This window comes from Empedobacter sp. UBA6305, from assembly GCF_002440405.1.
Taxonomy (GTDB): domain Bacteria; phylum Bacteroidota; class Bacteroidia; order Flavobacteriales; family Weeksellaceae; genus Empedobacter; species Empedobacter falsenii_B.
Genome location: NZ_DJTP01000045.1, coordinates 75,604 through 90,342, shown reverse-complemented (window position 1 = coordinate 90,342; position 14,739 = coordinate 75,604). Strand labels below are relative to the sequence as shown.

At 31.3% G+C, this 14,739-nt stretch carries 12 protein-coding genes; 8 read left to right on the top strand and 4 right to left on the bottom strand.

Features of this window, described 5'->3' with window-relative positions:
* Positions 1-116 precede the first annotated feature (116 nt).
* Positions 117-1,586: a helix-turn-helix domain-containing protein gene (locus B3M86_RS11525; RefSeq protein ID WP_286496115.1), complete on the top strand. Its 1,470-nt coding sequence runs from the start codon at positions 117-119 to the stop codon at positions 1,584-1,586.
* Positions 1,587-1,633: 47 nt separating this feature from the next.
* Here the strand turns inward: B3M86_RS11525 and B3M86_RS11520 are convergent, their stop codons facing one another.
* Together B3M86_RS11520 and B3M86_RS11515 are read right to left on the bottom strand one after the other, a co-directional pair.
* Entirely contained in the window at positions 1,634-3,217 is a 1,584-nt protein-coding gene (locus B3M86_RS11520; protein ID WP_291076787.1) for an FMN-binding glutamate synthase family protein, read from the bottom strand.
* Positions 3,218-3,449: 232 nt separating this feature from the next.
* Positions 3,450-5,033: an ABC transporter substrate-binding protein gene (locus B3M86_RS11515; RefSeq protein WP_286496118.1), complete on the bottom strand. Its 1,584-nt coding sequence runs from the start codon at positions 5,031-5,033 to the stop codon at positions 3,450-3,452.
* 59 nt (positions 5,034-5,092) lie between these two features.
* Here B3M86_RS11515 and mtaB point away from each other — a divergent pair, with 59 nt between their 5' ends.
* From mtaB to B3M86_RS11495, 4 genes are all read left to right on the top strand, one after another.
* Positions 5,093-6,430 carry a tRNA (N(6)-L-threonylcarbamoyladenosine(37)-C(2))-methylthiotransferase MtaB gene (gene mtaB, locus B3M86_RS11510; protein ID WP_291076789.1) on the top strand — a complete coding sequence of 446 codons (1,338 nt, stop codon included), beginning with the start codon at positions 5,093-5,095 and terminating at the stop codon, positions 6,428-6,430.
* 111 nt (positions 6,431-6,541) lie between these two features.
* Complete coding sequence (locus tag B3M86_RS11505) at positions 6,542-7,072, top strand: DUF4136 domain-containing protein (RefSeq protein WP_114999525.1); 531 nt, start codon at positions 6,542-6,544, stop codon at positions 7,070-7,072.
* Positions 7,073-7,177: 105 nt separating this feature from the next.
* Positions 7,178-7,780 (top strand): porin family protein, encoded by a 603-nt coding sequence (locus B3M86_RS11500; RefSeq protein ID WP_114999523.1) that lies wholly within the window; start codon positions 7,178-7,180, stop codon positions 7,778-7,780.
* A 54-nt stretch (positions 7,781-7,834) separates the two neighbouring features.
* On the top strand, positions 7,835-8,965 hold the full coding sequence (locus B3M86_RS11495) for a carboxypeptidase-like regulatory domain-containing protein (RefSeq protein WP_291046930.1): 1,131 nt from the start codon (positions 7,835-7,837) through the stop codon (positions 8,963-8,965).
* Positions 8,966-8,975: 10 nt separating this feature from the next.
* Here B3M86_RS11495 and B3M86_RS11490 read toward each other — a convergent pair whose 3' ends face one another.
* Together B3M86_RS11490 and B3M86_RS11485 are read right to left on the bottom strand one after the other, a co-directional pair.
* Positions 8,976-9,842 carry a cupin-like domain-containing protein gene (locus B3M86_RS11490; protein WP_291046928.1) on the bottom strand — a complete coding sequence of 289 codons (867 nt, stop codon included), beginning with the start codon at positions 9,840-9,842 and terminating at the stop codon, positions 8,976-8,978.
* An 84-nt stretch (positions 9,843-9,926) separates the two neighbouring features.
* Positions 9,927-11,168: an NAD(P)/FAD-dependent oxidoreductase gene (locus tag B3M86_RS11485; RefSeq protein ID WP_291046926.1), complete on the bottom strand. Its 1,242-nt coding sequence runs from the start codon at positions 11,166-11,168 to the stop codon at positions 9,927-9,929.
* Between the two features lie 88 nt (positions 11,169-11,256).
* Here B3M86_RS11485 and B3M86_RS11480 point away from each other — a divergent pair, with 88 nt between their 5' ends.
* Genes B3M86_RS11480 through B3M86_RS11470 form a run of 3 tightly spaced genes read left to right on the top strand, consistent with a single transcriptional unit; the run spans position 11,257 to position 14,738 of the window.
* Complete coding sequence (locus B3M86_RS11480; RefSeq protein ID WP_291076791.1) at positions 11,257-12,771, top strand: HAL/PAL/TAL family ammonia-lyase; 1,515 nt, start codon at positions 11,257-11,259, stop codon at positions 12,769-12,771.
* Positions 12,772-12,774: 3 nt separating this feature from the next.
* Entirely contained in the window at positions 12,775-13,506 is a 732-nt protein-coding gene (gene fabG, locus B3M86_RS11475) for a 3-oxoacyl-ACP reductase FabG (protein WP_291076792.1), read from the top strand.
* A 5-nt stretch (positions 13,507-13,511) separates the two neighbouring features.
* Positions 13,512-14,738 carry a beta-ketoacyl-[acyl-carrier-protein] synthase family protein gene (locus B3M86_RS11470; protein WP_291046922.1) on the top strand — a complete coding sequence of 409 codons (1,227 nt, stop codon included), beginning with the start codon at positions 13,512-13,514 and terminating at the stop codon, positions 14,736-14,738.
* Position 14,739: the final 1 nt, after the last annotated feature.

The following is a 14,739-nucleotide window of genomic DNA, read 5'->3' as shown; positions in this document are numbered from 1 at the left end:
AATTGTTTACAATATTATTTAAATTAAAGAAATACAATATGTTACGTTTTATGATTTCGGGAAATAGGTTTCTTAAATTTATTATAGTTATTCTATTCATATTCAGTTCAGTAAATATGTTTGGAAAAACACAAAAAGATAAAGCTGAATTTTTGCGTCAAAAAAATAATGATTTGGTTGAAGAAAATCTTCGAATTATTGATTCAACGATTTCAACAGCTTATCGATTGAATGATAAAGTTGTGTTGAGTGAAGCTTATATCGAAAAAGGAAATTATTTTTTGGAGCAACGTAATTACAATAATGCATTGAAAAATTTCACCATTTCGAAACAACTATCAACTGAAATAAAAGATGATTTTACATTTTATTCTTCGCTTGTTGGAATTGCGAAAACAAAAGAAAACTTACATGAAATCAAGGAATCTATAGTGTTATACGAAACTTCTTTATCATATTTCGAAAAGCATAAACAGCAACCAAAATCGTTCAGCATTTATCTTTCCATTCTTGGGAAATTGTCTTATTTATATAGCAAAACAAATCATCTGAACAAAAGTGATTATTACAACAAAATTGAATTATCTGAAACGGTTGATACGGTAAATTATCAATATGCTTTGAAGAATAAAGGAATTATTGATTTCTACAAAAAAGATTATAATTCGGCATTTAATACATTGAAAAAAGCACAACAAGCTTTCTGGAAGCAAAATGATATCAAATGGTATGTGATTTCGGAGCAATTTTTAGGTGAAATTTTATATCAACAAAAGCGAAATAGAGAAGCAATCCAATATTTTGAAAATGTTGTGGAATTCTCAAAACAATATAAAATTCTTGATGAAGAACTGCGACTTTCTTATGAACGAGTAGTTGAATACAACGAGAAATATGGAAATAGTCGAGATAAATTATTATCTGTAAATAATTTATTGTCTTTTGATAGTTTATTTTATGTGGCTGATCATACTGTTTTGAAACCAAATCTCGAGAAATATGAAAATACATTCCTGAAAACTGAACGAAATTTATTGAAAGAAAAGAATCAAAACTTCAAAAGATCTTCATTTTTTGGTTTAGTAGTAATTCTATTTTTTGGTGGAATTGTTTTTTATAAAATGAATCAAAAACATCAAAAAAAGAAGAATTATTTACAAAAATGTCTTGATGAAATAACAATACTTGAGTTAGATATTAAGGAAGAAAATCAATTAGAAAAAACAAAATTCGAAGTTGAAATTGATGAAGATTTCGAACAAAGTTTGCAATTATTTGAAGAACAAAAGTTATTTCTAAATCCAAAATTTTCGTTGAATGATTTGGTTCTAGAATTGAACGCCAATCGAACAATTGTGTCAAATTATATTAATCGTTCGAGATCGAAAAATTTTAACCAATATATCAATGAATTGAGAATTAATCATCTTTTGAAACGAATTGAAAATGAGCCAAATCTCAAAAAATACACAATTGATGCGTTGGCAGAAGAAACAGGTTTTAATTCGAGAAAGACTTTTTCAGATGCTTTTTTGGAACATACAGGTTTTCGTCCGTCTCAATATTTACGGAATATTCTTGAATAAAAAAAGCAATCCAATTGGATTGCTTTTTTACTATTATATGAAATTGATTAATTGACTTTACTTAATGTACGAATTCTAATTTCTAGTAAAACATCTTCTACAGACATTCCTACATATGCACCTTCTTCTACAATTGGGTATAATTGATCGTAAGACATAATACGTGTATTGTCGATACGTAAATTTACGTGATAACGATTGAAATCTCTGTGAGATTTAACACCTGTTGCAGAAATTAACTCAGATAAAATATGCATTGTTTTCTTGTGGAAATTATACATACGAGTTGCTTTATCTTCTACGTCTAAACCTTTCATTAATTCACGATCTTGCGTCGCAACACCAACAGGACATGTATTTGTATTACATTGTAATGCTTGGATACATCCTACAGCCATCATCATTGCACGAGCCGAATAAACTAAATCCGCACCAATAGCCATTGCACGAGCAATGTGGAAAGAAGAAATAATTTTTCCAGAAGCTACAACACGAATATCTTTTTTAAGACCATAACCACGTAAAGTATCAACTGCAAAAGCTAAACCATCTAACAAAGGCATACCTAAAGAGTTTGAAAACTCTACAGGAGCAGCTCCAGTTCCTCCTTCACCACCGTCAATTGCAATATAATCTGGTTTGATACCCGTTTTAATCATTGCTTCACAAATCTCGATAAACTCACGTTTAATCCCAATACACAATTTAAATCCAACTGGTTTTCCACCTGATAATTCTCTTAATTGTTTGATGAAATGTAACATTCCTTCTGCATCAGAGAAAGCTGAGTGAGATGGAGGAGAATCAACAGTTGTATATGGTTCTACAGCACGAATCTTAGCGATTTCTGGAGTATTTTTATTTGCTGGTAAAATTCCTCCGTGACCTGGTTTTGCACCTTGAGAAATTTTCAACTCAATCATTTTTACATTTGGTAAAGTAGCACGCTCTACATACTTATCTGGATCGAAACCACCATCAGCTGCACGACATCCAAAATATCCTGTACCAATTTGCCAAATCAAATCTCCACCTGGCTGTAAGTGATATGGAGAAATTCCCCCTTCACCTGTATTGTGCGCAAAGTTTCCTAATTTGGCTCCTTTGTTCATTGCTAATACAGCATTTTCACTTAACGAACCGAAAGACATTGCAGAAATGTTTAATAAACTTGCTAAATAAGGTTGTTTACATTCGCTTCCACCAACTTTTACACGTGGATCATCAGCATGTTTGATTTTTCCTGCATACATCGAGTGATTTAACCACTCATATCCTGGTTCATAAACATCTAATTGCGTCCCAAAAGGAACTGTGTCAATTACATTTTTTGCACGACGATACACCATACTACGCATCAAACGGTCAATAGGTTTCCCTTCAGTATCCGTTTCAACAAAGTATTGCATAATTTCTGGACGAATACTTTCTAACAAATAACGTCCATGTCCAATAATTGGAAAGTTTCTTCTGATAGCGTGTTTTGTTTGCGAGATATCTGCAAATCCTAAAGCAATCAAAGGAAGAATAATTATTAAAGACCATAAGATACCTGGCCAAAAATAAGAGATTACTCCAATTGCAACAAGAGTAACGATAGATCCTACTACGAAAAGTTGTCTTACTTTCATAAGTAAAAATTTAAATGATTTTGATTAAAAATTTGGTGTCAAATATATCTAAAAAAACTCGGTTTAACGCCTATATTTCTGAAATAATTTCTTTTAAATTGTTGATTTCAAACGTTAGAGAAAACCCATTATTTCAAATAAGTTAACAATTATCTAATGTCGTGAAATAAAATGAAATATTATTTAGATTTTTTTAAAAGATGTTCAAACTTTTTGAGAAATGTCAAAAGAATTATTCTTTGTAAACTCTCGTTAAATCCAATAATTTGATTGGTCCCATCGAAAAATTCTTAACTTTTTTATTCAAAAATAACGTTGTTTGATCATAAAATAATGGCAAAATTGGAGCGTTTTGCATCATCAATGCATCCATTTTTTGATAAATTTTGGCACGTTCGTCTAGATTATTGGTCAAAAATGCTTGTTCGTACATTTTATCAAATTCACCATTTTTGTAATGTGAATAATTTGGACCTTCTGGCGCAAAGTTTTTCGAATAATATAAAGACAAAAAGTTTTCGGCATCTGGATAATCTGCTCCCCAATTTGCGCGGAACAACGTAAATTTTCCCGTTGCTTTTCCATCGCGCATCGTTGGTCCAGGTACAACATTCACTTTTATTGGTAAGCCTAATTTTGCCATTTCTGCCGCAATATATTCACAAACATCTACATATTCTTGCACAGTTGTCAGCTCGATTGGTACAATTTTTTCGTTCGTTTTTTTATAGCTATTGATTAGTTCACGTGCTTTTTCGGGAGAATATTTGTAACCACTTTCTGGCGAATAACCTGGTAAACCTTTCGGAATGAAACCTCCATCTGCTTCAAAAGCTTGACCTTTCATCATATATTTGATGATTTTGTTTTTATCAACTCCATAATTTAATGCTTGACGCAATTTCAAATCAACTGCATTGGGCGCATCAAGATAAAAACATAAATAAACGGTACTTAAATAAGGAACTTTTTGAATCGTTAAAATATTTGAATATTTTGGATTCAAATCTCCGATTGGATTTAAAATTTCATCTTTATAAGAAGGATCCAAATCTGCCATCATATCCAAATTACCTTTGATTAATTCTAAAAATTCTGAATTTTTCTCTGGTAAAAATGATAAATTAACCGCTTCTAAATATGGTAAACGTTGTCCTTTTTCATCAAACTCGAAATACTTTGGATTTTTTCTAAAAACCATTTTCACATTATCTTCCCAAATCTTAAATTGAAAAGGGCCTGTACCAATTGGATGTTTCAAGAATTCATCGTTTCCATTTTTGAATAATTCTTTCGGAACAACCGAAGCATATTTCATCGAAATTAATCCCAAAAATGCAGGATAAGCCTCTTTTAATTTAATTTCAAAAAGTGTATCATTTATCGCTTTATATGAATCAATATTATTCATAATCCAACCTCCAGAACCTCCAGCTTTCGGATCTTTTAAACGATTAAAACTATACTCGAAATCTGAAGCCGTTACAATTCGAGTCGAATCTTTTCCGAAAGCTTCATGTTTATGAAAAAAAACATCATTTCTCAAAGTAAAAGAATACGTTTTTCCATCTTCAGAAATTGTCCAAGATTTTGCAATATCTGGCTGAATTTCTAGTTCGTTATCAATCTTCACTAAACTATTGTACATTAAATTGCATGCCCAATTATTGGCTTGTGTACGTGCATTGATAGGATCTAAAGAAGAAATATTATCGTAACGATTTAATTTAAATACTTTGTTTTCATCGATTTCAATTTTCTTAGAACACGAAAATATTGAAACGAATAACATAATGTAGATAAAGTATTTAGTCATTTTGAATAGCTGATTTATTTATGTTTCAAAACTATGGATAATTTCTTAAATTTGCAGCTATGAATAATCAAACTAAAACAGTTGCATTTCATACATTGGGATGTAAACTTAATTTTTCTGAAACTTCGACGATCGCAAGAAACTTGAAAGATAATGGATATCAGAAGGTTGAGTTTACAGATTCTGCGAATGTGTACGTGATAAATACATGTTCGGTAACCGCAAATGCAGACAAAGAGTGCAGAACGATTGTGAAAAATGCAATGAAAGCAAATCCAGAAGGTTTTGTTGTCGTTGTAGGTTGTTATGCGCAGTTGAAACCGCAAGAAATTGCGGAAATGGAAGGTGTTGATTTGGTTTTAGGAGCTGCAGAAAAATTTAATATTGCTGAATATTTAGACGATATCAATAAAAAAGAAGAAACAATTGTACATTCTTGTGAGATTGAAGAAGCCGATTTTTACGTTGGTTCATACTCAATCGGTGATCGTACGCGTGCTTTTTTGAAAGTGCAAGATGGTTGCGACTACAAATGTACGTATTGTACAATTCCTTTGGCTCGTGGAATTTCGCGTTCAGATACAGTAGAAAATGTTATCAAAAATGCGAATGAAATTGCACAAAAAGGAATCAAAGAAATTGTATTAACGGGTGTAAATATTGGTGATTACGGTAAAGGTGAATTCGGGAATAAAAAACACGAACATACTTTCTTGGAATTGGTACAAGAATTAGATCAAGTTGATGCGATAGAACGAATCAGAATTTCTTCGATTGAACCAAATTTATTAAAAAATGAAACAATTGATTTTGTTTCAAAAAGTAATCGATTTGTTCCGCATTTCCATATTCCATTACAATCTGGTAGCGATGAGATTTTGAAGAAAATGAAACGTCGTTATTTATCTAATCTTTATTTAGATCGTGTAACAAAAATTCTAGAAGTGATGCCAAATGCGTGTATTGGTGTAGATGTAATTGTTGGTTTTCCAGGAGAAACAGAAGAATTGTTTATGGAAACATATAATTTCTTAAACGAATTACCAATTAGCTATTTACATGTATTTACTTATTCGGAGCGTGATAATACAGAAGCGATCGAATTTGAAGGAGTTGTAGATCAAGGAGAACGTAAACGTCGTAATAAAATGTTACGAATTTTATCAGAGAAAAAACGTCAAGCTTTTTATCAGTCTCAATTAAATTCTACTCAAAAAGTGCTTTGGGAACATGATAATAAAGACGGGAAAATGTTTGGTTTTACAGAAAATTATGTAAAAGTTCAGACAGATTTTAATCCTGAATTAGTCAACGAAACGCAAATTGTAGATTTGGTTAGAATCAATCACAATGGAATTGTTGAAGTGAAAATTCAAGAGTTAGAATTAGCAAAATAAAATTGTAAATATTAGTTAAAAAGAAGTTCATGTATTTTGAGCTTCTTTTTTTTTTGATTTACCTTTACATTTAGGAATAATAATTGTAGTTTTAAATAAAAAATCAAGGTCATGAAAATTATACACTTTACTTTTATAATTTTGTTGTCATTATTTGTAACAAGCTGTGGAACAGTTCAAGTAAGTACAGATTACGACAGATCAACAAATTTTGCTTCATATAAAACTTATACTTTTCACCAAAAAGGATTAGATAAGTTAAAGGTTAACGATTTGGATAAGAATCGACTAATTAAAGCAATTGATGCACAAATGGCTACAAAAGGATTTACAAAAGTAAGTTCTGATGCAGACTTAGTTATTAATTTATTGACAAGTTCTAAAGAACAAGTTTCTGTAAATAATAACAATTGGGGCTACGGTCCTTATGGTTACTATGGCGGATATTACGGCGGAAATAGCGTTTCTTCTTATCAAGCAGGAACAATTGTAATAGACATTATTGATGATAAACGTAATATATTGGTTTGGCAAGGTGTTGGTTCTGATCTTAATTTGAGTAATATCAGTGCTAAAGCGGAAAGAATCCCGAAAGCAATTGAAGAAATTCTTGCTAAATTTCCTCCTCAACCAAAAAAATAAATTTTCGAAAATAATATAGAAAGTTCTTCATTTGGAGAGCTTTTTTTATGAAATGAAGTTTGTATTAAAAAAAGCTTTAATTTTGTTAAAATTATACAATAACTTATGAAAAATTTAAAAACCAATCTATTAAGTTTATTTCTTTTAAGTTTATCTACTTTTTCTTTTGCTCAAATCGAATTTGGAGTTAAAGGAGGTGTTGGACTTAGTAACACAACTATTGTTCATGGAGTTTCTAAAGAGAGAGTTGGATTTTTAGTTGGAGGAGTTGCAAAATATCAATTAACTACTCGAAACGAAAATCATTATTTACAAGCTGAAGTTTTATATACTACTCAAGGTGAATATTCGTTATATAAAGAAGGTGGAGAGAAATACAAAGCTTTCTTAAATTATATCAATATTCCAATTATGTATAAATACTATTTTGATGATCAAGGAAAAGATTTCTTCGTTGAAGGTGGTCCTCAATTAGGTTTCAAAGTATCAGAAAAATTTGATGAAAATGAACCTGAAAGAGAAAATAATGTTCCAAAATCGTTTGATTTAGCTTTTAATATCGGTGGAGGTTATTCTATTGATAGAAAATACGAAATTAATTTACGCTATCAATATGGTTTAATAGATACTTACGACTATAAACGTTGGGATAATGGAACAAATCGTTCATCATTTTTAACTTTAGGAATTACATATTTCTTCAAATAAATTCAAAACCGCTTTATAGCGGTTTTTTTATTATCTTGTTTTAAAATTTAGTCAATGAATTTTAAACAAATTATTATTTTAGGTTTTTTCTTAATTAGTAGTAATCTATTTGCACAAAATACAATTAAAGGAAAAGTGATTGATGAAAAATCGCTTCCAATTATTAATGCTGAAATCTATGTCGATAATTCTACGATTAAATCAAAAACGAACGAAAAAGGTGAATTTGAACTAAGTCTTCCTAATGGACAATATAACTTAATTGTTCGTGCAAGTTTGTTTGAAAATTATATTTTGAATGTTAATACAAATCAAATTACATTTTATAAAGTAGTTTTAGAACCTGAAGTGGTAGCGTTGCAAGAAACAGTTGTTCAAGCAATATCTAAAGAAGATTGGTTGTATTATTATCAGACTTTTTTGAAATTGTTTTTGGGAAGTAATGAAGCTGCAAAAAAATGCAAAATAGAAAATTCGAAAGACTTAAGGTTTAAATATGATAAAAATACACGACAATTATCTGCTACTTCTAGAAATCCTTTAATCATTACAAACAATTACTTAGGTTATAAAATCGAGTATGACTTGGTTGATTTTAATGTTGATTTTAAGTCAAATTATGTCTTAACTCTTGGAACAGCACTTTTTACTGAGTTAAAATCATCAGCTTCTAAAGAAAAAAAATGGCAAGAAAATCGTCGTAAATCTTATTTAGGAAGTATTACTCATTTTATGAAAGCAGTTTATGAGAATAAAATTGAGGAAGAAGGATATGATATAAAACGATTGATTCGCAAGGATAATCCTGAATACATAAAATTTAAAGAAGAAACTTTGTTAGGAGGTAGAATTGAAGGTAAAGTTCCTCCAAAAATAATTACTTACTTAGTTAATCAAAAAGTTCCATATGATAGTTTGAAAATCGTTGATAATAATGATCAGTATCTTAATTTTAAAGGATTATATTCAGTTGAATATAAAAATGAAAAAGAGGATTTGGACTATGCAAAACAGAATGGTGCAAAATATATTTCGAACCAACTTTCTATTTTCGCTATAAAAAGCGATTTATTAAAAATTGAAGAAAATGGTACATATTACCATCCTGCTAATTTGGTTGTTGAAGGATATTGGAGCTGGGAAAAAATAGCAAACATGGTTCCTATGGATTATAAAATTGAGTAATATTTAAAACCTATTTCTTAATTCCATAATAACGATGGCTTTTCTTTATTGCCCATTTTTCTTTAAAATGAATCCATTTTAGTTGAAAAATCTTGCGCATCAATTTATCGGTATAGCGCATAATAAATACATGATAAATGGTATTCATCACTTGAAAAAACTCATTAGGAAAGGCGCGTAAAGACATTGAAAATCCTGCTTCTAAATAACGATTATAATGCCAATAACCGCGTGGGATAAATAAAGCATCGCCATGATTCATGACAAAATCAAAACCTTTTGCGTATTTCAAAGCTGGGAATTTTTCGTAATCAGGATGATCATAATCAATTTCGTAAATTGTATGTACAGAAAGTGGAACTTTATATAAAGCTTTGGATTGTTTTGGATCAAACAACAAAATTCGTTTATCACCTTGGAACTGAAAATGAATGAAATCCGTCATATCGACATCATAATGCATCAAAACTTTGGCTTCACTTCCTCCAAAAAACAATGTTGGTAAACGTTCAAAATATTTTAAACCTAGATCAGGATAAGTGAAATTTTTGAGTAATTCGGGAATTTTATCTTTGATGATAAAGAAAAAAATTCTCAAATCAGAGGGCTCTTTTTTGATCAAATCTACATATTCATTAAACTTCATATGTGTAGCAGGAGTGTCCGAACTTTTGTTAGCATCAGCAGGTTTGCTATCGTATAAAGGTACAATTTGTTCTCCAGCTTTTTCTTTGATATAATCGAGATTCCATTTGTCAAAATCTTTCCAATTCTTCGCATAACCTTTCAATAACAAAGGTTTCCTTTTTTTGAGATAATTTTTGATGAAATCTTCTTTCGAAATTGATTCAACTGTATCAATAGTCTGAAATTGCATGCGTTTTAAAGTATTGGATTACTCAAAAATAGAGAATCTATCTGAATTAAAAACAAAAAAGCCAACATATTGTTGACTTTTCATTTATTCTGTTTCTTTAACCATTCGAATCAGATACGCCATATTCCGAATTACACTATTGTGTTTTTTTACAAATGGATTTTCTTTGTTCCAAACGTATCCCGCTAAAACAGCACAAATTTTTTCTTTGACATCAGGATTTTCAGGTTGATGGAAAAATAATTCTTGCAAATTTCCTGTGTACCATTCTTGCACATAAGTGGTGAAAACATCGATACCTTCTTTCATATAATCTTCGTAATCTGTCTGCCAGTCTACTTTTTCGCCATTCATTTCTTTAATAGCAAGCTTAGCAGCTTTCAAACCACTTTCTGTTGCGAAACAAACACCAGAAGAGAAGACAGGGTCTAAAAACTCGGTACTATTTCCTGTCAAAACATAACCATCTCCAAACATTTTAGTCACCGCAGCGGAATAATTTTTTAACCAAATTGGGTTAAATTCAAATGGTAAATTACCAAAACGATTGACGTAAAAATCGGATTTTTGAATTGCATTTTGCAAAGCTTCTGTTGTATCTTGATTGGTTGATAATTGATTGATATAATCTGTTGGGCCAACGATCCCTACACTTGTTTTTCCATTCGAAAAAGGAATTACCCACAACCAAACTTTCGTTTCAATAATATCAAAAGAAATCTGCGTTCTTTCTTGACCTTCAGGGCGACGAACATCATTAATATGTGTGAAAATTGCTGAATGTGGATTTAGTTTTGATGGACTATCAATATTTAATAATCGTGGTAAAACGCGTCCATATCCACTCGCATCAATCAAAAATTTTGCATTGATTTGATACGTTTCTCCATTTTGTTTTTTTACAGTTGTAATCGATTTTTTTCCTTCAAATTGAACATCAATTACTTCTTCATTAAAACGCAAATCTGCACCTTTGTCTATAATTGCATCAGCTAAAGTCATGTCGAAATCAGCACGCGGAACTTGCCAAGTCCAATCTTGTCCTTTCCCAAACTTTTTACTGAAATCGAAAATACAAATTTGTTCGCCTCGAATAAATCTCGCACCAGGTTTTACTTCGAAATTTTGTTTCTCTAAATAAGGTAACAATCCAGCTTCTTCAAAATGATCCATAGAGCGAGGGATCAAACTTTCACCAACAACAATTCTGGGAAATTGAGTTTTTTCTAAAACAATAACTTTAATGTTTTTTTCTCTTAAATAGGCTGCTGCAACCGATCCCGAAGGTCCTGCACCAATGATTAAAACATCTGTATTTTCAATCATGACTTTTTGTATAGTTTTTTAATTATTTTTGCAACTGATTGAGGGAGTAAATAACCAAAATCGATAAATCTTTTACCTAATCAATAACATGACAAAATTAACAATTGACACTATAGAAAACATACTTTTTGAGAATAAAAAATTATTGCTTGATAAATCAACATTTGATCGTGTGGAGAATAGTTTTAAATTTTTAAAAGAATTTTCAAAAAATAAAATAATTTACGGCGTAAATACAGGTTTTGGACCAATGGCACAATATCGTATTGAAGATGAAAATACAATTCAGCTTCAATATAATCTAATCAGAAGTCATTGTACAGGAATTGGAGAACCGTTGACGTTAGACCAAACAAAAGCTGCGGTTATTGCACGTTTTAATACGCTTTCGTTGGGATATTCTGGGATTCATCCTTCAGTTTTAGTATTGATGCAAGAATTAGTAAACCGTGATATTTTACCTGTCATTTATCAACATGGAAGCGTTGGTGCTAGTGGAGATCTGGTTCAATTGGCGCATTTGGCTTTGACATTAATTGGAGAAGGAGAAGTTTTTTATAAAGGAGAAATCAAATCGACGAAAGAAGTGTTTGAACTTGAAAATCTTCAACCAATAGAAGTTCATATTCGCGAAGGTTTATCAATTATGAACGGAACTTCGGTAATGACGGGAATTGGAATGGTAAATTTGATTAAAGTTAATCAATTAATTAATCTTTCGATTACGTTAAGCTCGATGATGAATGAAATTGTACAATCTTTTGATGATCATTATTCAAAACCGTTGAACGAGGCTAAACAACATGTTGGTCAACGTTATGTGGCGAATAAAATGACCGATTTTTTGAATGATAGCAAATTAGTCAAAAAACGTGCAGACGAATTATATCAAGAACGTACTGAGAAAATTTTTGAAGAAAAAGTACAAGAATATTATTCGTTGCGTTGTGTTCCTCAGATTTTAGGACCAATTTATGATACTTGGAATGCCGCGAAAGAAGTACTAGAAAATGAAATAAATTCGGCGAGTGTTAATCCAATTATCGATGTTGAAAATCAAACTGTTCATCATGGAGGAAATTTTCATGGCGATTATGTTTCATTAGAATTGGATAAATTAAAATTGGCTGTTACGCGTCTATCAATGCTAAGTGAACGTCAATTAAACTATTTAGTCAATCCAAAAATCAATAATATTTTACCACCTTTTGTCAATTTAGGAACGCTTGGTTTTAATTTCGGTTTGCAAGCTGCTCAATTTACGGCGACTTCTACAACAGCTGAAAATCAAACACTTTCTACGTCAATGTATGTGCATAGTATTCCAAACAACAATGATAATCAAGATATTGTGAGTATGGGAACAAATGCGGCTACGATTTGTGCAAAAGTGATTGATAATACGTTCGAAGTGTTGACGGTTCAGAGTATGGCTGTAACGCAAGCGATAGAATTTCTACAAATACAAGATAAATTATCTTCGAAAGGGAAAGCATTTTATGATTCGATTCGTAAAATTGTTCCTGTATTTAAAGAAGATGAGGTGATTTATCCTTATCTTAAGGAAGTTAAAAAATATTTACTAAATAATAAAGTAAACTAAAGCATGAAATGTGCAATTGTAACAGGTGGTTCTCGTGGAATTGGAAAAGCAATTTGTTTGAAAATTGCCGAAGAACATGATTATCATCTTTTGATAAATTATAATTCGAATGAAGCTGCTGCGTTAGAGACTTTGAAAGAAGTTGAAGCATTAGGAGGAACAGGAGAAATTTTAAAATTTGATGTGGCTGATGCAAATCAAACGCAACAAGTTTTAACCGAATGGACAGAGAAAAATACAGATGCAATTGTAGAAGTTATTGTAAACAATGCAGGTATTACGAAAGACAATTTGTTTATGTGGATTACTCAAGAAGATTGGTCAAATGTGATTAATACAAGCTTGAATGGTTTTTACAACGTAACTCATTTCTTTATTAATCCATTATTGAGAAATAGATTCGGAAGAATTGTTAATATAGTTTCTGTTTCTGGTTTGAAAGGAACGCCAGGACAAACAAACTATTCTGCTGCAAAAGCTGCTGTGATAGGTGCTACGAAAGCATTGGCACAAGAAATAGCAAAACGTAATGTAACTGTGAATGCTGTTGCACCAGGTTTTATCGAAACGGATATGACAGATGAATTGGATCAACAAGAATTAAAGAAGTTGATTCCAGCAAATCGTTTTGGAAAAGCCGAAGAAGTTGCTGATTTGGTAAGCTTTTTGGTTTCTAAAAAATCGAGTTATATCACAGGAGAGGTTATTAATATAAATGGAGGAATTTATTCTTAGATAAAATGAGTCAAAGAGTAGTAATAACAGGAATGGGCATCTATTCTTGCTTAGGAACATCATTAGAAGAGGTAACAGAATCTTTGCGTCAAGGAAAATCAGGAATTATTTTTGATGAAGTACGCAAAGAATTTGGCTTTAAATCAGCTTTGACGGGAACTGTTCCAGTACCAGATTTGAAACCTTTTTTGAATCGTCGACAACGAATTACAATTGGTCAAGAAACAGAGTTCGCTTATATGGCAACTTTAGAAGCGTTGAAAAATGCTAATTTGACGGAAGAGTATATCAAGACTAACGAGGTCGGAATTATATATGGAAACGATAGTGTTTCAAAAGCAATTATTGATGCAATAGATATTGTTCGTGAGAAAAAAGATACTGAATTAATTGGTTCTGGAGCGATTTTCAAGTCAATGAATTCTACTGTAACCATGAATCTTGCAACAATTTTTGAGTTGACTGGAATTAGTTTTACGATTAGTGCAGCTTGTGCAAGTGGTTCGCATTCGATTGGATTAGGTTATATGATGATCAAAGATGGTCTGCAAGATATGATTATTTGTGGAGGAGCACAGGAGATTAATAAGTATGCAATGGCAAGTTTTGATGGTTTGGGTGTTTTTTCCGAAAATGAAGCAAATCCTACACAAGCTTGTCGTCCTTTCGATAAAAATCGTGATGGATTGGTGCCGAGTGGAGGTGGAGCAACATTGATTTTAGAAAGCTATGAATCCGCAGTAAAACGTGGTGCGCCAATTATTGCTGAGGTTTTGGGTTATGGTTTTTCGTCGAATGGTGGACATATTTCTACGCCAAATGTAGATGGGCCAGCAATTGCAATGAATAGAGCGTTGAAACAAGCAAAAATTTCTGCTGATGAAATTCAATATATCAATGCACATGCGACTTCTACGCCAGTTGGTGATGCGAACGAAGCAAAAGCGATTGACCAAGTTTTTGGAAAAACGAAACCTTTTGTAAGTTCTACAAAATCGATGACGGGACACGAATGTTGGATGGCAGGAGCAAGTGAGATTATTTATTCTAACTTAATGATGATGAATAACTTTATTGCACCAAATATTAATTTCGAAGAAGCAGACGAAGATTCAGTTAAATTAAACATTGTTAAAGAAACCTTAAATAAAGAATTTGATGTATATTTGTCGAATTCTTTTGGATTTGGTGGAACGAATTCTGCCTTAGTAATTAAAAAATTTAACTCCTAAT